At 60.3% G+C, this 23,113-nt stretch carries 23 protein-coding genes; 10 read left to right on the forward strand and 13 right to left on the reverse strand.

What is annotated here, in order from left to right; translation table 11 throughout:
• Positions 1–44 precede the first annotated feature (44 nt).
• Positions 45–1,256 carry an NADP-dependent isocitrate dehydrogenase gene (locus HF949_RS10965; protein WP_292895091.1) on the reverse strand — a complete coding sequence of 404 codons (1,212 nt, stop codon included), beginning with the start codon at positions 1,254–1,256 and terminating at the stop codon, positions 45–47.
• Between the two features lie 183 nt (positions 1,257–1,439).
• On the opposite strand from HF949_RS10965, the gene HF949_RS10970 reads away from it, so the two are divergent.
• Together HF949_RS10970 and fabF are read left to right on the forward strand one after the other, a co-directional pair.
• The gene (locus HF949_RS10970) at positions 1,440–1,826 is read left to right on the forward strand and encodes a MarR family winged helix-turn-helix transcriptional regulator (protein WP_292895094.1); all 387 of its coding nucleotides are present in this window, start codon (positions 1,440–1,442) and stop codon (positions 1,824–1,826) included.
• Between the two features lie 103 nt (positions 1,827–1,929).
• Positions 1,930–3,204: a beta-ketoacyl-ACP synthase II gene (gene fabF / locus HF949_RS10975; protein ID WP_292895118.1), complete on the forward strand. Its 1,275-nt coding sequence runs from the start codon at positions 1,930–1,932 to the stop codon at positions 3,202–3,204.
• Here fabF and HF949_RS10980 read toward each other — a convergent pair.
• The gene (locus HF949_RS10980; protein ID WP_292895121.1) at positions 3,188–3,472 is read right to left on the reverse strand and encodes a hypothetical protein; all 285 of its coding nucleotides are present in this window, start codon (positions 3,470–3,472) and stop codon (positions 3,188–3,190) included. The genes fabF and HF949_RS10980 overlap by 17 nt on opposite strands.
• A 276-nt stretch (positions 3,473–3,748) precedes the next feature.
• On the opposite strand from HF949_RS10980, the gene HF949_RS10985 reads away from it, so the two are divergent.
• From HF949_RS10985 to murI, 3 genes are read left to right on the forward strand one after another with little or no spacing between them, the layout of a single operon-like run.
• Positions 3,749–5,875, forward strand: coding sequence for a DUF294 nucleotidyltransferase-like domain-containing protein (locus tag HF949_RS10985; RefSeq protein ID WP_292895124.1), 2,127 nt, complete (start codon positions 3,749–3,751; stop codon positions 5,873–5,875).
• A gap of 49 nt (positions 5,876–5,924) precedes the next feature.
• Positions 5,925–6,713: an RNA methyltransferase gene (locus HF949_RS10990; protein ID WP_292895127.1), complete on the forward strand. Its 789-nt coding sequence runs from the start codon at positions 5,925–5,927 to the stop codon at positions 6,711–6,713.
• A gap of 2 nt (positions 6,714–6,715) precedes the next feature.
• Positions 6,716–7,504: a glutamate racemase gene (gene murI, locus HF949_RS10995; RefSeq protein WP_292895130.1), complete on the forward strand. Its 789-nt coding sequence runs from the start codon at positions 6,716–6,718 to the stop codon at positions 7,502–7,504.
• Here the strand turns inward: murI and HF949_RS11000 are convergent.
• Positions 7,462–8,433, reverse strand: coding sequence for a LysR substrate-binding domain-containing protein (locus tag HF949_RS11000; protein ID WP_292895132.1), 972 nt, complete (start codon positions 8,431–8,433; stop codon positions 7,462–7,464). The genes murI and HF949_RS11000 overlap by 43 nt on opposite strands.
• Positions 8,434–8,959: 526 nt before the next feature.
• Here HF949_RS11000 and rpsD point away from each other — a divergent pair.
• A complete protein-coding gene (rpsD, locus tag HF949_RS11005; RefSeq protein ID WP_292895135.1) occupies positions 8,960–9,577 on the forward strand; it encodes a 30S ribosomal protein S4 in 618 nt (205 codons plus the stop codon).
• 90 nt (positions 9,578–9,667) lie between these two features.
• Positions 9,668–11,158 carry a glycosyltransferase family 39 protein gene (locus tag HF949_RS11010; RefSeq protein WP_292895137.1) on the forward strand — a complete coding sequence of 497 codons (1,491 nt, stop codon included), beginning with the start codon at positions 9,668–9,670 and terminating at the stop codon, positions 11,156–11,158.
• A 71-nt stretch (positions 11,159–11,229) separates the two neighbouring features.
• Here HF949_RS11010 and HF949_RS11015 read toward each other — a convergent pair whose 3' ends face one another.
• Genes HF949_RS11015 through HF949_RS11025 form a run of 3 tightly spaced genes read right to left on the reverse strand, consistent with a single transcriptional unit; the run spans position 11,230 to position 13,443 of the window.
• The gene (locus HF949_RS11015; protein ID WP_292895140.1) at positions 11,230–11,631 is read right to left on the reverse strand and encodes a GtrA family protein; all 402 of its coding nucleotides are present in this window, start codon (positions 11,629–11,631) and stop codon (positions 11,230–11,232) included.
• Complete coding sequence (locus HF949_RS11020) at positions 11,628–12,437, reverse strand: ChbG/HpnK family deacetylase (protein ID WP_292895143.1); 810 nt, start codon at positions 12,435–12,437, stop codon at positions 11,628–11,630. The genes HF949_RS11015 and HF949_RS11020 overlap by 4 nt, the downstream gene beginning before the upstream one ends.
• On the reverse strand, positions 12,430–13,443 hold the full coding sequence (locus HF949_RS11025; protein ID WP_292895145.1) for a glycosyltransferase family 2 protein: 1,014 nt from the start codon (positions 13,441–13,443) through the stop codon (positions 12,430–12,432). The genes HF949_RS11020 and HF949_RS11025 overlap by 8 nt, the downstream gene beginning before the upstream one ends.
• Positions 13,444–13,593: 150 nt before the next feature.
• Between HF949_RS11025 and ttcA the strand changes: the two genes are divergently transcribed.
• Positions 13,594–14,433, forward strand: a complete 840-nt coding sequence (gene ttcA / locus HF949_RS11030) for a tRNA 2-thiocytidine(32) synthetase TtcA (RefSeq protein ID WP_292895148.1) — start codon at positions 13,594–13,596, stop codon at positions 14,431–14,433.
• On the opposite strand, the gene HF949_RS11035 is transcribed toward ttcA, so the two are convergent.
• The 3 genes from HF949_RS11035 to HF949_RS11045 form a co-directional block, all read right to left on the reverse strand.
• Positions 14,417–15,661, reverse strand: a complete 1,245-nt coding sequence (locus HF949_RS11035) for a multidrug effflux MFS transporter (protein ID WP_292895151.1) — start codon at positions 15,659–15,661, stop codon at positions 14,417–14,419. The two genes, ttcA and HF949_RS11035, sit on opposite strands and share 17 nt — an antisense overlap.
• 236 nt (positions 15,662–15,897) lie before the next feature.
• A complete protein-coding gene (gene grxD, locus HF949_RS11040; protein WP_229447083.1) occupies positions 15,898–16,233 on the reverse strand; it encodes a Grx4 family monothiol glutaredoxin in 336 nt (111 codons plus the stop codon).
• Positions 16,234–16,343: 110 nt separating this feature from the next.
• Positions 16,344–16,577, reverse strand: a complete 234-nt coding sequence (locus tag HF949_RS11045; protein ID WP_025031168.1) for a BolA family protein — start codon at positions 16,575–16,577, stop codon at positions 16,344–16,346.
• A 195-nt stretch (positions 16,578–16,772) separates the two neighbouring features.
• Here HF949_RS11045 and HF949_RS11050 point away from each other — a divergent pair, with 195 nt between their 5' ends.
• Positions 16,773–17,225, forward strand: coding sequence for an ester cyclase (locus HF949_RS11050; protein ID WP_292895162.1), 453 nt, complete (start codon positions 16,773–16,775; stop codon positions 17,223–17,225).
• Here the strand turns inward: HF949_RS11050 and HF949_RS11055 are convergent.
• The 3 genes from HF949_RS11055 to HF949_RS11065 form a co-directional block, all read right to left on the reverse strand.
• Positions 17,168–18,133 carry a LysR family transcriptional regulator gene (locus HF949_RS11055; protein WP_292895165.1) on the reverse strand — a complete coding sequence of 322 codons (966 nt, stop codon included), beginning with the start codon at positions 18,131–18,133 and terminating at the stop codon, positions 17,168–17,170. The two genes, HF949_RS11050 and HF949_RS11055, sit on opposite strands and share 58 nt — an antisense overlap.
• 65 nt (positions 18,134–18,198) lie before the next feature.
• Positions 18,199–20,400 carry a phosphoribosylformylglycinamidine synthase subunit PurL gene (gene purL / locus HF949_RS11060; RefSeq protein ID WP_292895168.1) on the reverse strand — a complete coding sequence of 734 codons (2,202 nt, stop codon included), beginning with the start codon at positions 20,398–20,400 and terminating at the stop codon, positions 18,199–18,201.
• Between the two features lie 107 nt (positions 20,401–20,507).
• On the reverse strand, positions 20,508–21,920 hold the full coding sequence (locus tag HF949_RS11065; protein ID WP_292895171.1) for an aminotransferase-like domain-containing protein: 1,413 nt from the start codon (positions 21,918–21,920) through the stop codon (positions 20,508–20,510).
• A gap of 81 nt (positions 21,921–22,001) precedes the next feature.
• Between HF949_RS11065 and HF949_RS11070 the strand changes: the two genes are divergently transcribed.
• A complete protein-coding gene (locus HF949_RS11070) occupies positions 22,002–22,229 on the forward strand; it encodes a DUF1127 domain-containing protein (protein WP_404933195.1) in 228 nt (75 codons plus the stop codon).
• A 116-nt stretch (positions 22,230–22,345) separates the two neighbouring features.
• On the opposite strand, the gene HF949_RS11075 is transcribed toward HF949_RS11070, so the two are convergent.
• Positions 22,346–22,984, reverse strand: a complete 639-nt coding sequence (locus HF949_RS11075; protein ID WP_292895174.1) for a Pr6Pr family membrane protein — start codon at positions 22,982–22,984, stop codon at positions 22,346–22,348.
• Positions 22,985–23,113 lie beyond the last annotated feature (129 nt).

Genomic DNA, 23,113 nt, shown 5'->3' on the forward strand with positions numbered 1-23,113 from the left:
CGAAACCGCGGCCTGATCATCTGCTATGCGTAAGGAGTGGGGGCCTATCCCATTGCCTTCTGCAGGTTTTCGTCGATCTTGTCGAGGAAACCGGTGGTGGAAAGCCACGGCTGATCGGGGCCGATGAGCAGTGCCAGATCCTTGGTCATGTGGCCGGATTCCACCGTGTCGATGCAGACCTTTTCCAGCGTCTGGGCAAAGTTCGCCAGTTCCTTGTTGTTGTCCAGCTTGGCGCGGTGGGCGAGGCCACGGGTCCAGGCGAAGATCGAGGCGATGGAGTTGGTCGAGGTTTCCTCGCCCTTCTGGTGCTGGCGGTAGTGGCGTGTCACCGTGCCGTGTGCGGCTTCCGCTTCCACGGTCTTGCCATCCGGCGTCATCAGCACCGAGGTCATCAGGCCAAGGGAGCCAAAACCCTGCGCCACCGTGTCGGACTGCACGTCGCCGTCATAGTTCTTACAGGCCCAGACATAACCGCCCGACCATTTGAGCGCCGAGGCGACCATGTCGTCGATCAGACGGTGCTCATAGGTGATCTTGGCTTCCTTGAACTTTTGCTCGAATTCGGTCTCGTAGATCTCCTGGAAGATGTCCTTGAAGCGCCCGTCATAGGCTTTCATGATCGTGTTCTTGGTGGAGAGGTAGCACGGCACCTTGCGCATCAGCGCGTAGTTCATCGAAGCGCGGGCAAAATCGCGGATGGAATCGTCGAGATTGTACATGGCCATGGCCACGCCGGAGGAGGGGGCGTCGAACACTTCGTGCTCGATGGTCTCGCCATCCTCGCCGACGAACTTGATCGTGAGCTTGCCCTTGCCAGGGAATTTGAAGTCGGTGGCGCGGTACTGGTCACCAAAGGCGTGGCGGCCCACGATGATCGGCTGCGTCCAGCCGGGAACCAGGCGCGGAACGTTTTTCATGATGATCGGCTCGCGGAAGATCACGCCGCCGAGAATATTGCGGATCGTGCCGTTGGGGGAGCGATACATGCGCTTCAGGCCGAATTCCTCGACGCGCGCCTCATCCGGCGTGATGGTGGCGCATTTCACGCCAACGCCATATTTTTTGATCGCTTCGGCAGCATCGACGGTGATCTGGTCGTCGGTCGCGTCACGCGCCTCGATGCCGAGATCGTAATACTTCAGATCGATGTCGAGATAGGGGTGGATCAGCTTTTCCTTGATGAACTGCCAGATGATCCGTGTCATCTCATCGCCGTCGAGCTCGACGACCGGATTGTCCACCTTGATCTTACCCATGAAAAAGCTCCGCAATTGTGGTTTGAAAGGCGCAGAGAGGAACTCCCCCCGCGAAAGGTCGGCTGCCCTATAGCATTCCTGATGAGAACCGCAAAGAAGCCACCCGGCATTTTGTCGCTTGACACCGTGTAGATACACTATACTGTCCGCCCGATGGATTATGTGGCCGATGATTGTCTTTTGATGAACACTGTGATGGCGGCGCGCTCGATGACGCGCCGCTATGATGAACAGTTACGTCCCTTCGGCGTTTCGGTGGTGCAATTCGCCATCCTCGCCACCCTTGCAAGGCAGTTCGACGAACCCGTCAGCCGCACCGCAGAACGGGTGGCGACCGATCGCACCACGCTTCTGCGCAATCTGGAACTTCTATTGAAGAAGGGTCTTGTTCGCGCTGTTCCCGCGACCAGGGGCAATGGACGCCGTTTCCTTCTGAGCGAACAGGGCCGCAGGCTGGTTACCGAGATCACCCCCCATTGGCAAATGGCACAGGCGGAGCTGCGTGAGCTACTCGCCGGTCACGACCATCAGGACATGCTCGTCGCGCTTAAAAAACTGACATCGGGCTAAGCCGCGTGAGGCAAGGCACGATATTTTTCCGCAATAAAAAGTGTAGATACACTGGTGTAATTACACGACTTATGAATGCGAAAGCTAAAGAGGAAAAAATGCAATGGTCCACAAAGACCCGGTAGTGGTGACGGGGATGGGGGTGGTCAGCCCTTTGGGTGTCGGTGTTGAAACCAATTGGCGTCGCCTCCTTGAGGGGCGCAGCGGCATCGTTACCAATGATCGATTTGATGTTTCCGGCTTCTCCTGCACCATTGCTGGCCTTGTTCCGCCCAAGGAGACGGACATTCATGGATTTGACCCGCGCGAGTGGGTTGCCGCCAGGGACATCAGGAAAATGGACCGCTTCATCCAATATGGCCTGGCGGCAACCGCCGAAGCGTTGGCGCAGGCCGTCTGGATGCCGGAGGATGAAGGCGCGCGCGCCAGAACCGCTATCATCATCGGCACGGGTGTCGGCGGTTCACCACTGATGGCGGAAGCGGTGAAGACGATTCTGACCCGGGGGCCGCGTCGCCTGTCGCCATTCACGGTCCCGGCCTTTCTGGCCAATCTCGCCGCCGGCTGGGTATCGATCCGCTACGGTTTCACTGGTCCCATCGGTGCGCCGGTCACCGCCTGCGCCGCGGCCGGGCAGGCCATTGGCGACGGCTTGCGGCTGATTTTGACAGGCGAGGCGGATGTGGTGGTGTGCGGCGGCGCGGAAGGGTCGGTAGACCCGATTTCCATAGGCGGTTTCGCCGCCTCCCGGGCTCTGTGCACCGCCTTCAACCATGCGCCGGAAGAGGCCTCACGTCCCTTTGACAGGGACCGCGCCGGCTTCGTTCTGGCCGAGGGCTCCGCCATTCTCGTTATCGAGCGGCTAAGTCATGCGCGCGCCCGTGGGGCAACGCCGCTGGCGGTTCTGGCCGGCTATGGCACCACTGCGGATGCCTATCATCTGACGGCCGGGCATCCTGACGGGCGCAGCGCGGCCGCGGCGATGCGCCAGGCGTTGTCCATGGCCGGCCTGGCCGCCGAAGACATCGATCACATCAACGCCCACAGCACCTCGACCGAGGTCGGCGATGCGGCGGAACTCGCGGCGATCAGCAGCGTCTTCGCAAGTCGGGAGAAGGCGCTCGCCATCGCCGCCACCAAGTCGTCCACCGGGCACCTTCTTGGTGCGGCGGGGGCGATCGAGGCGATCTTTTCGGTGATGGCACTGCGCGAAGGGGTGGTGCCCGCAACGCTGAACCTGAAAAACCCCGATGAAGCAGCGTCCCGTTTCGATATGGTGGCCGGAAAACCCAGCCACCGGAAACTCCGTCATGTTCTGTCGAACGCCTTCGGCTTCGGCGGCGTCAACGCATCGCTCATATTCAGTCAGATCCCATAGTCGGGCTGCCATCCGGTATCTGAAATGCGCTTCCCACCATTGTCCTGCCGCGCAGGTGTGCTTCCTCGAGCGCCAGCACGGAGACTGCGTCCAGCGACCGGATGGAGACCGTCCGGCCACCGGTTATGTCGCCTGTGAGCTGCAGGGCAAGGAAGCGCCCGCAGCATACGCCCAGGAAGGAGGTGAAACTATCGAGATCGTGGCCTTCATCCGGGAACTCCTGGTAAAGCCAGTCCAGAAGACCGCTGACGGTCAATCCAGCGCGCACCGATATTCTCCAGAACGCGCCAGAAAAAAACGCTCCAGCCGAACGCTGGTGGCCACGCCATCCAGCGATAAGCAGCGGGTTTCATTTTCCCAAAGTGCCAGGTCGAAACCGGTAAACAGGTGGCACATGGTGTCTGCGCCTACGGAACCACATGCGGTCCGTTCCACACCGCGATGTGACGAAAGGTGAGACTTTGGTCCCAGGCGTGGTATCTGCGGGTGAATTCGGTCTGTTTCTGGTGCAAATTCACTCAAAACCTTCTGTTTGGACTGTGTTGTGAGACCTGTCACCGACGCCACACCCCTGATCGCCGCCAACGCGGTGGCTTTCGATACCGAGACCACCGGGCTTGATGTTAAGGAAGCGCGTATCCTGCAGCTCGGCGGCATGGCGCTGGTGGACGGAGAGTTGCGGCCGGACGATACGTTTGAGACACTCGTTGACCCGGGCGTCCCCATCCCGCCGCGTTCCACCACCATTCATGGCATTACCGGGCAGATGCTGCGCACGGCACCCGATTTTGCCGAGGCCTGGCCGCGCTTTGAGGCGTATCGGGGCGGTCGCCTTCTCGTTGGTTATGCGCTTGGCTTCGATCTGGCCGTTCTCGAGCGCGAGGCGCACAGGGCCGGTCTGCTCTGGCAGGCTCCAAGAACGCTCTGCGTGCGCATGCTTGCCGGTCTTGTCAATTCACACCTGCCCGATGCGTCCCTGGAGGCGATCGCCGCCTGGCTGGAGGTGGATACGTCCGGGCGCCACCGAGCGACCGCAGATGCGCGCATTGCGGGAGAAATCTTCATCGCGCTTGCGCCGCATCTCGCAGAACGCGGCATTCGCACGGTCGCCGAGGCCGAGCGCGCCTCAAGCCTGCGCTCACAGGCCCTGCGCCAGCAGGCGGAAGCTGGGTGGAGCGAACCTTTTCTGCGCCGCAGCGGCGCCGCTCGACATGCGCTTGAAGCCATCGATCCCTACGCTTTCCGCCATCGTGTACTGGAAGCGGCGACCCGTGAGCCCGTCGTGGCGCGTGACGACGTCACGGTGTTGGACGCTGCTCGCCTCATGGCAGAGCGCTGCATCAGTTCGCTTCTTCTTGCGGCGGATGGACGAGCGGCCGGCCACGTCGCCGACTATGCCATCGTTACCGAGCGGGATGTCCTGCGGGCAATTGCCGCCGGGGGCCGCGACACACTGGCCAAACCTGTGTCGGTCATTGCTTCAAAGCCGGTGATCTCGGTGGAGGACGATGCATTTTTCTATAAGGCGCTGGGCCTGATGAGCCGAAAGAGAATTCGGCATCTGGCGGTTTCGGATGACAGCGGAAACCTTGCCGGCGTGCTCTCTTCGCGTGATTTTCTGAAGTTCCGGGCAGGAGCCGCTGTCGATCTCCAGGCACGTATCGAAAATGCGCGAACACCCGCCGATCTCGCCGGCGCATGGTCGCGTACCGCCGTCATAGCTTCAGCGCTTCTCGATGAAGAGACCGACACGCGCGTTATCGCCGAAATCATTTCCGGTATTCTGTGTTCCATCACCGCGAGCGCCTGCCATATGGCGCTGTGTGAAATGGAAGCAGAGGGGCGGGGCGCTCCACCGGTACCGTTCGCCGTGATGGTTCTGGGATCGGGTGGGCGCGGTGAAAGCCTGCTGGCTGCCGATCAGGACAATGCCATAATCTTTTCAAAGGGTGCACCCGATGGACCCGAAGACAGCTGGTTTGCTGCTTTTGCGGAAAAGTTCACCGACCATCTGCACACGGCAGCAATTCCTCTTTGCAAGGGCGGCGTGATGGCGCGCAATCCCGCCTGGCGCGGGTCAGCGGAAACCTGGCGCGAACGTATAGGTGGGTGGGTGTCAAAGGCGAGACCGCAGGACCTCCTCAATGTCGATATTTTCTACGATCTTCGGGCGGTTTACGGCGAAGAACGGCTGGTCACCGAGCTTGCGGCCCATGCATGGAAAAAGGGGGCGGAACGTGTTGAATTCGCCAAGCTCCTGGGTGAAAGCGTGCGCAATGTCGCCAATCCCTTCACGATTTTTGGTGGGTTTCGGCAGGACAATGGACGTTTGGATCTGAAACTCCACGGTCTGTTTCCGATCTCGGCACTCGCCCGCGCGCTCGCAATTCGCCATCATCTGCCGCATGCCTCCACACGCGCCCGGCTGGAAGCACTCGCCGATCTGCCTGCAATGCCACGCAGCGATCTGCTCGCGCTGCGCGATGCACACCGCTTCCTCCTGGCGCGTGTGCTGGAGCAGCAGGTGGAAGATATCGCTGCCGGCATACCGCTCTCCAACCGGATGGCTGTCGACCGGCTCGCTCCGTCGCGGCAGAAAACGCTGAAAGACGCGCTGAAGGCGGTCGCGATCATTCCCGAACTTGTCCGCAGCGCCATGTTCGCAAACTGATCATTGCGTGCTTTACCGCAGCGCATGAAGCGGGTAACAGCAGCCCATCATGGCAGGAACAGACAAACAGCAAAACATGCTCGCAGAAGGCCCCGCAATCATTCTGGTGGAGCCGCAGCTGGGTGAAAACATCGGCATGGTCGCGCGCGCCATGGCCAATTTCGGTCTGGCGGAGCTTCGCCTCGTCAGCCCGCGCGATGGCTGGCCGAACGAGAAGGCGCGTGCGGCGGCAAGCCGCGCCGACCATGTGATCGATGCGGCCACGGTCTTTGAGACCCCGGCGGAAGCGGTGGCGGATCTGAACTTCGTTCTGGCCACCACCGCGCGCCCGCGCGACAATTTCAAACCCGTGCGCGGCCCGGTCGAAGCCGCCGCCGATCTGCGAAACCGCTTTGCCGGTGGCCAGAAGACCGGCATCCTTTTCGGGCGGGAGCGCTGGGGTCTGACCAATGAGGAAGTGGCGCTTGCCGACGAGATCGTCACCTTTCCGGTCAATCCGGCTTTTGCCTCCCTGAACATCGCCCAGGCGGTTCTGCTCATGTCCTATGAGTGGATCAAGACAGGCGATCAGGCCGTCCGGCCGCCCGACATTGCACTCGCACCCGCCGAGAAACTGCATATTGAAAGTCTCATGAGCTATCTCGACAATGTGCTGGACGAGCGCGGCTATTTCAGAACCGAGGACAAGAAGCCGAAGATGATGGACAATTTGCGGGCGTTGTTCACGCGTCCCGGCTTCACCGTGGAAGAGCTGGCGGTGCTGCGCGGCGTGTTGAGTTCGCTGGAGAAGTTTTCGCCGAAAAACCCGCGCGGCTCAGGCGCGCCTGACCGGGGATGACTATGGAAACCCGGCCGATCCTTTTCTTCGATTCGGGCATTGGCGGCCTTTCCGTGGTCAAGGAAGCGCGCATTCTTCTGCCGGGCCGGCCCTATGTCTACGTGGCCGATGATGCCGCCTTCCCTTATGGCGCATGGGAGGAGGGCGCGCTCCTCGAGCGTATGGTCGCGCTGTTTGAGGAACTCCTCGAGACGTATCGGCCAGCCATGTCGGTGATCGCCTGCAATACCGCGTCGACGCTCGCCATCCACCGATTGCGCGAGGTGTTCCCCGGTCAAACCTTTGTGGGTACGGTTCCCGCGATCAAGCCGGCAGCGGAGCGCACGAGATCAGGGCTGGTGTCCGTGCTTGCAACGCCCGGCACCGTGAGGCGGCAATACACCCGCGACCTGATCCGCGACTATGCGGCCAAGTGCCATGTCCGGCTGGTGGGCAGCGAAAACCTGGCAGCTCTCGCCGAGCAGTATATGCGCGAAGGCTATGTGGATGAGGCGGCCGTCGAGCGGGAAATCGCCCCCTGTTTCGTCGAGCAGGACGGAAAGCGCACCGACATCGTGGTGCTGGCCTGCACGCACTACCCGTTTCTGGTGAACCGCATGCGCAAGACCGCGCCATGGCCCGTGGACTGGATCGATACATCCGAGGCGATTGCTAGGCGCGCCCTCACGCTGGCGGCTGATTTGCCTGTGCCTGCTGGTGCGGGGGGGCAGGACATCGCTCATTTTACCTCCGGCGCCCCGGTGGAGGGCTATCGCCGTCTTGTCACCGGGTTCGGCTTCAGGGCACGCTGATCCGGCATCTGTTCTTGTCGACCATTGTCGCGGCCCATCTCTTCGTCGCGCAAGGCTTGGAGAATCCAGTCCCGGAAAGCCCGGATTTTTGGAGCGTTGCGACGTCCCTCCGGATAGACAAGCCAATATCCGAGACCATCGGATTCCGTGCGTTCGAAGGGCCTTAGCAGCAGCCCTGCTTCCAGTTCCGTCCGGTACAGCGCAGGTGTGAGCATCGCCACCCCGCGCCCGGCGATAGCCGCCCGTGCCAGCATGCTCTGCCCTCCGAGTTTCGCCATAGGGGGGCGGTCGTCACTGTCGATCTTGATATCGACGGCGCTGAACCAGATCGTCCACCATGGATCTCCGAGGTCGAGCAGCGGTAACTTCAAAAGATCCTCCGGCGTCGAGATGCCGCCAACGGTGTCGGCAAGCCTTGGGCTCAGCATCGGAGTGAAGTCGGCTTCGATGAGCAGGTGACGCTCCAGCCCGGGCCAGGGGCCGTGCCCGCCGCGAATGGCGATGTCGACATCCTCGGTGTTGAAAGCGGCTAGCCGTTGCGTTGTTTCGAGCCGCACCGACAATGTCGGATGCAGCGTCTGAAAGGCATCGATGTTCTCCACAAGCCAGTTGGTGGCAAAGGTTTGCGCGGTGCTGATGGTGAATGTGCCTTCCATCATGCCGCGGGCGTCAGCATAGGCTGCAGAAAGCCGTTCAAACGCGTCGCTCACGGCCGGCGCAAGCCGCTGGCCGGTTTCGGTTAGCGTAACCTGTCTCGGCCGGCGCACGAAAAGGGGCGTGCCGATCCGGTCTTCCAGGATCCTGATCTGATAGCTGACGGCGGCCTGGGTCATGCCCAGCTCCTCGCCGGCCTTGGTGAAGCTGCCATGGCGTGATGCTGCCTCGAAGGCGCGAACCGCCGCCAGTGGCGGAAGGAGTGCACCGGACATGGATAAGTTCTCCTTATGGTACCCGGTGATCATTCGATTGGAATCTGCACTTTAGAAGAGCGAAATTCAGGCGCGAAATCAACTCAGCTTTTCCTTGAGGCAACTGGAAAATTACAATGGAACAAGTTTTCCTTCATGGCTCCGGCGCGCGCGCATCGCTCTGGCATTCGTTTTTGAAATGGGCGAGAGTAGCGGGTGCGCACGGAAAGCGTCGGCGGCGCACCATCGATCCGCGGGATGTTCCCGAACTTGTGCACCACGATGTTGGTTTGACGGATGTTCGCCCCCTGCGTCCCAAATGCTATCTGGATTAGGGTTCCGGTTGACATTTGGCCCGGTCTCCAATAATCACCCGCACAAGCGCGACGGCTTTCCGGCTGCCGCGCTTTTTAACGTGTCCCGTGGACAAGCCGCATCAGCGTGCGTGGTCTGTCCTGTCAGGTTTCGAAAACGGAAGCCAGAGGAGGGCGCGTTTCCTTCGTCCGGAGTGTTTTGCTCCGGGGTTTTTGATGTGAAAGGGAATGCGATGAGCAAGCGCCATTCAGCAAAGTACAAACTTGATCGCCGTCTTGGCGAGAATATTTGGGGTCGCCCGAAATCCCCGGTCAACCGCCGTGAATATGGGCCCGGCCAGCACGGTCAGCGCCGCAAGGGCAAGCTCTCGGACTTCGGTCTGCAGCTGCGTGCCAAGCAGAAGCTGAAAGGTCACTACGGCGACATTTCGGAAAAGCAGTTCCGCAAGACCTATGACGAGGCCAACCGTCGCAAGGGCGACACCAACGAGAACCTGATCGGTCTCCTGGAGTCCCGCCTCGACGCCATAGTCTACCGCGCCAAATTCGTTCCCACGATTTTCGCTGCGCGTCAGTTCGTGAACCACGGCCACATTCTGGTCAATGGCCGCCGCGTCAACATCCCGTCCTACCGCTGCAAGGCCGGTGACGTGATCGAGGTCAAGGAAAAGTCCAAGCAGCTCGCCATCGTTCTGGAAGCCACGCAGCTCGCCGAGCGCGATGTTCCGGATTATGTCGAGGTCGACCACAACAAGATGGTCGCCACCTATCTGCGCATGCCCGCGATTTCCGACGTGCCGTATGCGGTGCATATGGAGCCGAACCTGGTTGTCGAGTACTACTCGCGCTGATACGTTTCGGCGGGTAATTCGGAAGGGGGGCGTCCTGCCATTGGCCGGACGCCTTCTTTTTTGTCTTCAGAGATTTATCGGGGTAATGCCATGAAAGGACTGGCCGGGGCGTCCAGTGTGCGAATGGGCTTGTTGCTGGCCTTCTTCGTCGCGTTGTGGACGGTTTATGCCAGCCTGACCCAGCTCAACCTCGATGGCTTTGGCGACATGCTGGAGAACTATTCCTGGGGCATCGCCTGGGAGCTGGGATATTACAAGCACCCACCGCTGTTTGCCTGGATCACGGCGGCATGGTTTGCCGTGTTTCCCAATGTCGACTGGGCCTACTATCTCCTGTCGGCGGTCAATGGCGCAGCGCTCATGTTTGCAAGTTGGCGGATCGCCACGCGGTTTCTCGATCCATGGCGCGCGTTTCTGGCCACGGCACTTTTCTTCTTTCTGCCGCCGGTTACATTTCTCGCGATCAAGTACAACGCCAACTCGGCCATGCTTCCCTTCTGGGCCGCGACCGTGTGGTTTTACCTGCGCTTTCTGGAAAAGCAACGCTTCGCAGACGCCGTGATTTTGGGCGTCTTGGCTGCCGCTTCCATGCTGATCAAGTACTTTTCGGCCGCACTTCTGGGTGCCATCTGCCTTCATGTGCTGTTTGATCGCGAGGCGCGGACGCTGTTGTTGAAGCCCGGTGTCTGGGTGGCGAGCCTTGTTTTCCTGGCGCTGATGACACCGCATCTTCTGTGGCTGGCCGGGAACGATTTTCTGCCGTTGACCTATGTCTCTGAACAGGGGGATGGCTCGCCCTGGATCGGTCTCACCTCCGCCCCGCGTTTCCTCGCGGCCCTATTGGCCTATCTGCTTCCAGCCGTTCTTGTCTTGTTGATTGCCATCCGGCGCAACGGGCGCGGTCCCTGGTTTGAGGCTGGACCATTCCTTGGGTTGCGCAGCACGCTGGCCGGGCGCGCGCTCTTGTGGGCCGGCTTCGGGTCCCTCGCGCTTACACTTCTGCTTGGTATCGTATTCACCGTGCAATTCAGTTCGGTGTGGGCGCTGCCGCTGTACTTCTCGGCGCCCACCTTTCTGCTGTTGATCGTCAAGGCTGGACGCCTGGAGGTGCAGAAGCCCGCCATTCCTGCGATCGTGATGATTTATGGCGCCTGTCTTCTCGCCTTGACGCCGATAATCTATGCCGAGGAAGCGAAAAACACCTCGCACTACAACAATGTGCCGGTTCGCACTCTCGCAGGTCAGATTGAGAGTGCGTGGTATGCGCGGTACGACACGCCGCTCACCTATGTGGCCGGCGACAAGATACTGGCCAGCGGAATGACCTTCTATACGGCCTCTCGCCCCTATTCCATGCAGGCGAACTCCTATGCGCTAACGCCCTGGATCACCCCAGAGAGTGTCGCTCAGAAAGGAATGCTGATTGCCTGCTTCGAAGGCCAGAAAGGGTGTCTGAACAAGGCGGTCGAGCTGTCGAGTGGCGGGCGCGATACGCAGGATGTGACGGTGTCCGGATTCGGCGGAGAGAGAAGCTGGACGGTGCGGATATTCTTCGTCCCACCGGCCGGAAGCGATCTTTGAGCCGTTTTTCCCAAAATGGCTCGGTTTGCCGGAATTCGAGCTAAAACCCGCCCGTTTCGTCTGAAAGTGAATCAAATTACCCGATTTTCGATCGACCAGCGGGCGGCGAAAAAATTGAGGATCGCGCCGACGACAATGCCGATGAGTTTGGCCGCGAACAGGCCCGTAAACGGTGGCAGGAGATAAACGGCGAGTGTCGACGATCCAAGTGAGATGATGCTGCCGCTGATGGCGAATTTCGCAAAGGCCCTGTGAAGGTTGAATCGTTCAGCACGCTCGAATGTCCAGCGCGAATTGACCGCGAAGGAAAAGATCACGGCAACGGCCCAGCCGAGAAAATTGGCGGCAAGTGCCGGAAGTCCGAGAGCGACAAGGGCGGTGAAACTCGCAAGATCGATCGCCGTGTTCAAAAGGCCGACAATGGCGAAACGGCCGAACTTCGTGGAGACCGGGTGGTCATCTCGCTCGATCATCGCCGCTCGCGCCTCAGGGACAGGCCCGCTCCGGCAAGGCGCAATGGGAAGGCGTCCGAGGCGAGTGCATCCCGTTCCTCGTTGCGGGCGTCGGTGAACACATCACGGTCGCGAAGGATCTCATCGACCGTGCCGGGATGACACATGACAACGGCGCCATTGGGAGCCTTGTCTAGGAAGAGATCGAGCGCGCGGGCAAAAGCACCGGCTCTGCGCCAGTCGTAAAAGCCGCAGAGCGGTCCCTCGACGTTAAAACCATGGCGCCGCATCTCGGCGTCGAAGTCGCGTGCAAGCAGGCGCGCCACAACGATCTTGCCCCTCACCAGAGCGGGGGCCGCGCGCAGTGTCGGTGCACCACGCAACCATGGGCGCTTGTCACTCGGAACATCGGCAAACTGCCTGATCAACCACTGCCGCACGGGCGGAAGGAAATGGACATGCTGATGGCCGTCGATGAAATCGGGGTCGCGCCCGAATGCCTCACGAAAGCGTGCGAGCTGAGCATCGGCTTCGGACATGATGGCGTCCGCTTCAGTTTTTGCAAGAAGCCGCTTGAGGTCCGGCATGGTCCGGCCCGTGGAGAGGGCAGGGAAATCTGTGAGGGTGAGATGCATGCCGACCGCGAACGGACCACCGATCGTGGCAAGGGCGCTGGCCTCGCTCGGCCAGTCGTCGAAGAGGGTCATGCAGCCGGTGCCGCTCAGGCGTTCGGCTTCCAGTAGCGCACGTATGGTGTCGCTGACGCCCGGCGAAAAGCCGTAGTCATCCGCGATCAGCCAGATCGAGCGGGCGCCGGGCTCAGCCATGGGTTGCCTTGCGCGGCTTGCGCTCTTTCGTGGCCGAGGGTGCAGAGGTCTCGGAGCCCGTGATGGACTTCACGATATAATTCGGCCTGTTCTTTGCCTCACTCAACGCGGACCAGACATATTCGCCGACAAGGCCCGTCAGAGCCAGGTTGAGACCGCCCAGGACCAGTACCGCCACGATCAGACTGGGATAGCCGGGAACGGAGACACCGGTGAACAGAACCTCCAGAAGGATCTTGATGCCGTAGAGAAAGCCGAGCACCGCAACGCCGGTCCCGAACAGCGAGACCATGCGCAAGGGCACAACGGAGAACGAGGTGAACCCTTCCAGCGAAAAGGCGATCAAACGGCGGCGCGACCATTTGCTTTCGCCGCCCTGCCGTTCGGCCGGCTTGTAGAGGATGCGCTCCTGCTTGAAGCCGGTCCAGGCGTAAAGCCCCTTGTTGAACCGTCGCTGGTCGCGCAACTGGCGCAGTGCAGTGGCAAAGCGGCTGGTCATGACACGGAAATCGCCGGCATTGGCCGGGATCTCGTAACGCTGCCCCATATTGATCAGCCAGTAGAATCCGTTGGCAAGGTAACGCCCCAGTGTGCGGCGCTCGGCACGATCTGCGCGGACTGCATAGACCATGTCGAGGTCTGGATCGGCAGTGATGCGACCGATCATGTCGAGAGCGACGTCCACCGTATGCTGTAGGTCGGCATCCATGAGGAGGACGTAATCTCCCTCGGAATGATCAAGGCCGGCAAGGATGGCCGTTTCCTTGCCGAAATTGCGCGCAAGCGTGATGAGCGACCAGCGGCCGGTCATGTGCTCGCCATAGAGCGCGCCCCCTTCATCCGTGCTTCCGTCATCGATAAAGATGAAATGCGTGTCGAGGTCGAAGCGCTGCTTGACCTGTACGGCAAGCTCGCCTGCCAGGGCGCTGAACCCGGCAACGCTCTCCCGTTCGTTGAGGAAAGGAACCAGAATGTCGAGCCGCTGGGCCACGCGCGCAATCTCCATCAAACGATGTTCTGCCAACAGAAAGTTGAAAATGCCTATTCGTTAAGTCGCCTTGCCGCAAGGCTTCTGATAGGAAGACGCGAAATCATATGTACCGACAGAGGCGTGTCCATGCATACCACTTTGGCGCAATCGAAAGAACCGATCGATATGACGGACACAGAGGCGGATGAAGCGCAAGACACACCACCGTTCATGTACGGCATGCCGTCTTCGGTGGAGTTCAACAAGCTGCGCAAGCGTCTGTTGCGCCAGACACGTCAGGCGATCGAAGATTTCGCCATGGTGAAACCCGGTGAGCGCTGGCTGGTAGCACTTTCAGGAGGAAAGGATTCCTACGGTCTTCTGGCGGTGCTGATGGATCTTCAATGGCGTGGCCTTCTGCCGGTTGAGCTTCTCGCCTGCAATCTGGATCAGGGACAGCCGAATTTTCCAAAACACATTCTGCCGGAGTATCTCGACAGTATCGGTGTCGCACACCGGATCGAATACCAGGACACCTATTCGGTGGTGACGGAGAAACTTCCCGAATCAAGCACTTATTGCTCGCTTTGTTCACGGCTTCGGCGTGGGCATCTCTACCGGATTGCGCGGGAGGAGGGCTGCTCTTCACTCGTGCTTGGCCATCACCGCGAGGACATTCTCGAAACCTTTTTCATGAACCTGTTTCATGGCGGACGTCTTGCGGCGATGCCGCCCAAGCTTTTGAACGACGAGGGTGACGTGATGGTGCTTCGCCCGCTCAGCTATTGCGCGGAAACGGATCTGGCGAAATTCGCCGAAGCGATGAAGTTTCCCATCATTCCCTGCGACCTTTGCGGCAGTCAGGACGGCCTTCAGCGCAACGCCATGAAGGCGATGTTGACGGATATCGAAAATCGCATGCCCGGTCGCAAGGACACGATGATCCGGGCGCTGACCAATGCGCGCCCGTCTCACCTGCTCGATCGGAAACTGTTCGACTTCGCGGGGCTTACACGGGCGGGTTGACCGCGTGGAACATGCGGCCCCGTTCGCCGATGAGAACAAGGACGATGGCCACCGCACCGGTGAGAAAATAACCGGCGGCCAGAGGCACGGTGGAACCATCGAAGGACTGGCCGACCAGAGCGCCGATCAGACCTCCACCAAGCGTGGTGAGGAACCCCTGCGTCGCTGCCGCTGTGCCGGCCACATGGCCCAGAGGTTCCATGGCGATAGAATTGAAGTTCGCACCGACCCAGCCAAACTGAAACATGGCGACAGAGAACAACACGAAGAATAGTGCAAACGGCATATAGCCGACCATGGCAAGCACCAGCCACAGGAAGCTGACGAGCGTGAACCCGACAAGCGCCGTATGGGAGAGGCGGCGCATGCCGATCCGCCCTACCAGCCGCGAATTGGTGAAGGACGAAACAGCCATGAGGCCGGCGCCGATGGCGAACAGGATCGGAAACCAGTCGGCCAGGTTGAATGTGTCGGTATAGATCTGCTGTGCTGAACTGATGAACCCGAAAAGCGCGCCGAAGATGCTGGTCGTCGCGAGCGTGTAGCAAAGAGCGATTCGGTTGGTCAGGACGTAGGCGAACCCCTTTGTCACTGACGAGAAGGTTAGCTCGCGCCGGTTCTCCGGAGCGAGTGTCTCTGGAAGCCGGAGCGCGGCCCATGTGCCGAAGATGACGGCCAGAACAGCCATGGCGAGAAAGATCTCGGACCAGTCGCCAAAGATCATGATGATCTGTCCGATGCTCGGAGCGATGACCGGAATAACCATGAAGACCATCATGACCATGGAAAGGACTTCAGCCATCTGGCGGCCGCCGAAGACGTCGCGAATTGCGGAGACGGCGATGACACGCGTCGTGGCTGCCCCGATGCCCTGGAGGAAGCGCAGAACGAGAATGAAAGCGAAACTGGGTGAAATCGCCGCGATCAACGCTGCGGACACATAGAGGACGAGACCGAAGAACAATGGCGCGCGGCGACCGAAGCGGTCGGAGAGCGGACCGAAAACGAGCTGGCCGCCGCCAAGACCGGCGATATAGGCGGTCACGATGTACTGGCGAGCATTCTCGTCATCCACGCCAAGTTCGGCGCCGATCTGCTGAAGGGCCGGCAGCATGATGTCGATGGCAAGCGCATTGAGCGACATGAGCGCTGCGGCAAGTGCAATGAATTCCGCCCGGCCCAGAGATTTCCGCGGTTGCAGGGCTTCATTTGAAACGGACTTGTTCATATCACTCTCCAATGATCAACAGGCATGCGCAATCAACCCTGCTGGCGGCTCAAACAGGCCACGATTATGCAGGCAGACGCCGTGATCCCATCCGCAGCGAGAAAACGCGCTCCGGGCCACAACAAGCGCCGGCAATGAAACGGGAAACCAGTCACCGACGCGAAAAAATGCGCTGGCGAACGCCAACGCATCTGAAAAAACAAGCGCCCGACGGGGGCGCTAATCCGGTATTGAAATCAGGCGGCGCCTTTGGCTGCCACACCCTTTTCATTCAGGAAAGCCTGCAGCTCGCCTGCCTGGAACATTTCCCGGATGATGTCGCAACCGCCCACGAATTCGCCCTTCACGTAGAGTTGCGGAATGGTGGGCCAGTTGGAGTAATCCTTGATGCCCTGACGCAGTTCGTCGGAGGTCAGAACGTTGACGCCCTTATAGTCGACGTCGAGGTAGTCGAGGATCTGAACCACCTGGCCTGAAAAGCCGCACTGCGGAAAGCCGGGTGTACCCTTCATGAAAAGCACAACGTCGCTGCTTTTGACTTCATTATCGATGAATTCGTTGATGCCGGTCATCGCAAATCCTCATCTGACCGGGGTAAAGGCCCGGCGTTTCACTTGTAAACCGTTATGTATTGCACCATCCATTGTGGTGCAACGCCAACGGATAAAAACTTTTTTCTCGCTCAATCCGGGGCACTGGTTTGCAGGGCGAGTGCATGAAGAGCTCCGCCCATATTGCCCTTCAGGGCATTGTAGACCATCTGATGCTGCTGCACGCGGGACTTGCCTCTGAAGCTCTCCGCCACCACTTCCGCTGCGTAGTGGTCCCCGTCTCCTGCCAAATCGCGGATCGTGACCTGAGCGTCAGGGATGCCTTCCTTGATCAGGCGTTCAATGTCGGCGGCGTTCATGGCCATGGATGCAGTGCCTCCTGAAATGTTCTCAATCGAGATATGGCGTCTGGCGCCGACAAGGTCAATCGAGCGGGACGAATTGCCAGGACTGGGCCACAGATTTGCAGAAGGGGGCTGCGGCAAGTTCCGTTGAAGCGTCCACCCGATCAGACGCATGAGGATGCGCCGCCGAACGGGCGGTTTTTCAAAGGAACAGACATGACAGTAGCGAGCAAGGAACAGGTCGTAAGAGATGTCATCGACGCATATGTGGATGCCATGAACCGCGGTGACATCGAGCGTTTGAGACAGATCTTCGCCCCTGACTGCGAAATTCAGGGTGTAACCGGAACGGGGGCCTTCGAGTTTGCCGCCTCCATCTGGCGGCAGCTTCATGGGGCACTCAACATGAAACTGGTGATTGAGGACTGCGTGGTGGAGAAGGACCGGGCTGCCGTCCGTTTTCGCGAAACGGGACGCTGGACCGCGCCGTTCCTCGATTTCGACGCCCCTACGGGCAACAGCTATGAACTGGTGGCCATGGAATGGTTCGAGATCGGGAACAATCAGGTCCAGAAGCGCTGGGGTGCGCGCGACGCGGCTGCGCAAGCGCGTCAGCTGGGGTTTCCCGTTGCGGCGGGGCCTGTAAAATCCAAGGAAGGGGCTGCCTGATCAAGGGCTTTCTCCGGTTCGGAAAACTGGCGGCGCATCGCGCGGAGACGAAGCGTCGCCACCTTGCGAAAGGCTTCAATGTGGCGAACATGCCGGTTTCGTTCGTGGCACAACATCCAGATCGGCGCAGCGACATTGCAGGCCGATACAGGCAGAGGCACGAGGGTCTCGTCCCGGGCCGCCAGCCAGACCGGCAGAGGCGCGGCTGCAAGCCCGGCCCTGACCAGCGCAATCAGGGCTTCCGGACTGTCGCAGCGATAGGCAGGCGGGTGTGAGGAAAGCAGCTCGGAAAGGCGTTGCAGGGGGAGAATACGGGTGAGTGCTCCTTCCCCGACAGCCAGTGGGCAGGCGATGAGCGCTTCGGGCGAAGCCGGGATGCCATGGGTCTTCACGAAATCGCGGCTTGCATAAAGTGTCCAGTGGCTGATCCCTACACGTGACCGGATGATCTCCGGGTTCTGGGGCAATGTGCCAAGACGCAAGGCCAGGTCGGCTTCCCCGTGAACGAGGTCGGAGGGATTGTTGCTGGTATCGATCTCGACCGTCATCTCAGACACCTCGTGCCTGTAGTGCGCCAGAAGGTCTGGCAGGAGATGGGCGGCAAGCAGTGGGGTGGTTGAAACCCTCAAAACCTGACGCGAATGACGGGCGTGGGCGCTGGCGAGATCGGAAAGCCGGGAGGCTCTCTCTTCGATCCGCTCGGCGAGAGGCAGAAGGTCCATTGCCAGTTTCGTAGGCCGAAAACCTTCCGGCATCCGCTCGAACAACGGGGTGGAGAGGGCGTGCTCCAGAGCATCAAGCCGGCGTGCGACCGTGGTCTGGCTGACGCCCAGCGATCGGGCGGCGGCAGCGGTGGACCCGGCACGTATCACAGCCAGGAGATACTTCAGATCGTTCCAGTCGTACATCGGCGCGCCTCCGGCCGAACTTTGCCTGAATCTAACAGGAGCGGAGACGCGCTGACAGACTCTTGTCAGGCCCCGTCCATGAAGTGTGGGAACCAGGCCTCGTGCGCCTCTTTCAGGGTTGTGACCGCGACAGGTGACGCTTCACCCAGCGTGAGCGCATCGCCACCGGTCCTGCCGATGACCACGGCCGCAACGCCCGCCGTTCTGGCGGCTGACAGGACCTCGTCGACGTTTGCGGTCGTCGCGACATACCGACCCTGATCCTCGCCGAAAAAGGCGGCAATCGGATTTTCGGGCGTTTCGATGGTGGCGCCGATGCCAGAGGCGATGGCCATCTCTGCCAGCGCAACGGCAAGACCACCATCCGAACAGTCGTGGGTGGCGGTCAACGCGCCGGAACGGATGAGGCCGCGCACGAGATCGCCGGTACGCTTCTCGTGGACGAGGTCGACCGGGGGAGGCGGGCCTTCGGCACGGCCATGAATATCACGCAGATAGACCGACTGGCCAAGATGCGAGCCCCAGCCTTCCGGCGCGCCGATGAGAACGATCGCTTCGCCTTTCGCGGAGAAGGCGGCGCGGCTTGCCTTTTGCCAGTCCGGGATAAGGCCGACGCCCGCAATGGTCGGGGTCGGTGGGATCGCCTCGCCGAGTGTTTCGTTGTAGAGCGAGACATTGCCCGACACGATCGGGAAGCCAAGCGCGGTGCAGGCCTCGCCGATGCCCTTGATGGCGTGGACGAGCTGGCCCATGATCTCCGGCTTTTCGGGATTGCCGAAATTGAGATTGTCGGTGGAGGCGAGCGGTTCGGCACCGGTGGCGGTGATGTTGCGCCAGCACTCGGCCACGGCCTGCTTGCCGCCTTCGTAAGGGTCGGCCTCGCAATAGCGCGGTGTGACATCAGACGAGAAGGCGAGGGCCTTTTTCTCCTGTCCGTCCACGCGGACAACGCCGGCATCCCCACCGGGGAGGTGCAGCGAATTGCCCTGAATGAGCGTGTCATACTGTTCCCACACCCAGCGCCGGGAGGAGAGATCGGGCGAATTGAGAAGCTTGAGCAGGCTTTCTGCGATGTCGGCTACCGGCACCGGCCCTGCGAGCGGTGCTTTCTGCTTCGGCTCGACCCACGGGCGGTCATATTCGGGTGCCTCGTCGCCAAGCTCCTTGATGGGGAGATTGGCCACTTCCTCGCCCTGATGCATGATGCGGAAACGCAGATCATCGGTCGTCTTGCCGACAATGGCGAAATCCAGCCCCCATTTGCGGAAGATGGCCTCGGCCTCGTCGCGTTTTTCGGGCTGGAGCACCATGAGCATGCGCTCCTGGCTTTCCGAGAGCATCATTTCGTAGGCGCTCATGCGTTCTTCGCGCACGGGAACCCTGTCGAGGTCGAGCTCGATGCCGAGATCGCCTTTCGCACCCATCTCCACGGCCGAGCAGGTTAGCCCCGCTGCGCCCATGTCCTGAATGGCGATGACGGCGCCGGTGGCCATTAGTTCGAGGCAGGCTTCGAGCAGGCATTTTTCGGTGAAAGGATCGCCGACCTGAACGGTGGGCCGTTTTTCGTCGATGCCCTCATCGAACTCGGCAGACGCCATCGTCGCCCCGCCGACGCCATCACGTCCTGTCTTGGCGCCGAGATAGACGACGGGCAGGCCAACACCTTCGGCCTTCGAGTAGAAGATCGCGTTGGTTTCGGCGATGCCGGCTGCAAAGGCATTGACCAGAATGTTGCCATTGTAGCGGGCATCGAAATTGACCTCGCCACCGACCGTGGGAACGCCGAAGGAATTGCCGTAGCCGCCAATGCCCGAAACCACACCGGCCACAAGATGCTTCGTCTTGGGATGATCGGGTGCACCGAAGCGCAGCGCATTCATGGCCGCGACCGGGCGCGCGCCCATGGTGAAGACATCGCGCAGAATGCCGCCGACGCCGGTGGCCGCGCCCTGATAGGGCTCGATATAGGAGGGGTGGTTGTGGCTCTCCATCTTGAAGACCACGCACTGGCCGTCTCCGATATCGACCACGCCGGCATTTTCGCCAGGGCCCTGAATGACCTGCGGGCCCGAAGTGGGGAGCGTACGCAGCCATTTTTTCGAGCTCTTGTAGGAACAGTGTTCGTTCCACATGGCGGAGAAAATGCCGAGCTCCGTGAAGCTCGGTTCACGACCTATCAGATCGAGGATGCGCTGATACTCGTCGGGCTTGAGGCCGTGGGCGGCGATGAGATCTTCGGTGATGGGGATGTGATTGGGAATGGTCATGTGGTCGGCATGGTCCCTGCAAAGGGTTGCTTTAGCTGTCTGAGGCTATCTGGGGCCTGCGTTACAGTATTGTGCCGGGATAATCCACTTCCCTTTGCCGGTTTTCATCAACCGTAATTGTCAAACCCGCTGATCGGATTGTCGAGAAGGCTTCTGAGCTTCCTCAGCCCCCGTGTCACGGTCTCCCGGCTCTCGGGTACGGTGAAGGCAATGCGGACACGGTGCAGGGGGCTGCCGGTCCGCCCCACCTTGAACTCGTCTTCGTCATCAACCAGGACATCCTCCTCCATTGCCGCCTGTTTGAAGGTGCTCGACAGCCATGGCTCGGGCAGTCTCAGCCACACAAATGGCGCATCCGGATGAGAAGTGAAGTCCTTTCCTGCAAAGACGGAGGCGGCAATTGCCTCTCGGGCCGCGATCTCCGCACGCACGCGGGCGTGAATGCTTCGGGCTTCTCCCGAAAGCACGAGCTGGGCTGCGAGTTCGGCAAGCAGAAAAGGTATGCCGCCGGTGATCATTTTGTGCGCAGTAAGCACACGCGAGACATAGGGCAGGGGGCTGGCGATCCAGCCGCCGCGCACGCCCGCAGCAATGGACTTGGACAGGCTCCCCACATGAAACGTGCGCTCCGGCGCCAGGGAAGCGAAAAGAGGCGGCGACTTGTCGAGAAGCGCGCCGTAAATATTGTCCTCGATCAGCCAGACATTGTGCGTCCTGGCGATATCCACAATGGCCTGCCGGCGCGCTTCGGGCATGATCGACAGTGTTGGATTGTGTAGCGAAGGAACCAGAAACACCAGACGGGGGTGTTGCTGGGCGCAAACCCGCTCGAAATCCTCTGGCACCATGCCCTCCTCGTCGATGGCGACCGAAAGCAGACGGCGGCCTATCACCGTGGCGCTACGGGCGACATGCGAATAGGTGTATTCCTCGAAGGCGATCCGGTCACCCGGCACGGTCATGGCTGCAATGGTTGCCAGAATGCCGGCATGTCCGCCGAGCGTGGGGACAATGGTTTCCGGCTGCGGGTTCCAATCGCCGCGCGCAAGCCACTGGCTGCCGGCTTCAAGCCAGCGCGTGGGGAGTGTGCGCGTGTAGCTGGCCACATCCGCCGGATAATCGCGGGCGATCCGTTCTGCAATCCTCGTCAGGACTTCAGCCTGGCCAACATTGGGCGCGGCAGTGGAATCCATGCGGGTCTTCCCCGGCTCTGGCAGTGGGCTGCGTGTTCCGCCGAATGGCTGTGCCTGCACACCATCCGGACGGACGGTGCGTATGCGCTCAAGCACATAGGTGCCGCGACCGACCTCTCCTGAAACCAGCCCGCGCTGGCGAACCAGAGAATAGGCCCGGCTTACCGTGCCAATCGTAACGCCAACGTCATAAGCAAGATTGCGCTGTGGCGGCAGCTTGGTTCCGGGCGTGAGCGTACCATTCTCGATATCGCGTTCGATCTGGTCTGCGAGACGCACATAAAGCGGGCCGGATCCGCGCTGAAGGTTTGGGAGCCAATTTGTCATGGTGACAATTATCTATATTGCACCCATATTGGAGTCAATGCATAGGTTCAATCGCTCCATTCCAGTAGAAGGAGTGATGCAATGGATGCAATCAAAACAATTGATCAGGGATGCAGGTCGGAGGCGCCGGAGCCAGCGAAGAAGTCATTCAGACCTGGTCTGCGCTCCGCTGTAGCACGGATTGAAGCCCTGTTTGACAAGCGCCGCAGCAGGCTGGCTCTGCTCGACCTCACGGACGAACAATTGCGCGATATAGGTGTCTCGCGAGAAGAGGCCCGTCGGGAAGGTCTCCGGTCGTTCTGGGAATGATCAGGCTGGTTTCGTCATCGCCATAACGATGGGCGCAGTCAATCCATTGGCTCAGGCTCTTGCCCAGAGCATTTCGCAGCCGGGAGTTTGTGAGGTTTGGGCGCGCTGGCCTGCTTCTATACGGAGGCGTTGGCGCGAGAGGGCTTTCCGCTTGCGATAAGGCGGTCCGCCAGCATTGCAATACGCCCAAGGAAGGCAAAAGTGACCAGAATGGCGGCTAGATAAAAGAGCACACTGGGCCATCCATTCAACCGTGCATCCAGAAAGTAATAGGGTACTTCCCCCGCGATCGGAGCGCGAACCAGGACATAGGTGACATAGAGAAGCGGATAGGCGAGCCAAAGGGGGAGGTGGCGCCAGGAAAGGCTGCCATCCGTACCGGCCACCAGCCACCAGATGAGATAGAGCACCGGCGCGACGTAGTGAAGCGCGACATCGCACACAAGGAAAAGGCCCTCTGGCTGCCAGATCCCGGACAGAAGCTGCCAATAGACGATACCGACCAGAAGGATCGATACCGCGACTCCGGCGCGAACCCAGGCCTGCGTGAAGAAGCGCGGAACACCCGAAAAGGCAGCCAGGTGGACGAGAACCACCAAAACATTTGTCAGAATGGTGAAATACGAAAAGTAGTGGAAGACCGACCCGACGAGACTGCGCCCTGCTTCCATGGAAGCCGGGATGGTCAGAGCGAATTGCACGACAAGCGCAAGCAAGCCGACTACGAAGCCGGCGATGTTCAGGATTTTCGTCATGCGGGTTCCCCTGGGCCGTTTGCGAGCGCTTGCATTAGTATGAGAATCTAAATTTAAAGTTTAAGTCTAAAGCATCAGCGCGAGAATCCACAGGGGTTCCTTACAAATCGCTGGCTGGACGCAAGCGCG

The sequence above is a fragment of the Nitratireductor sp. genome, assembly GCF_017794765.1.
Taxonomy (GTDB): Bacteria; Pseudomonadota; Alphaproteobacteria; order Rhizobiales; family Rhizobiaceae; genus Nitratireductor.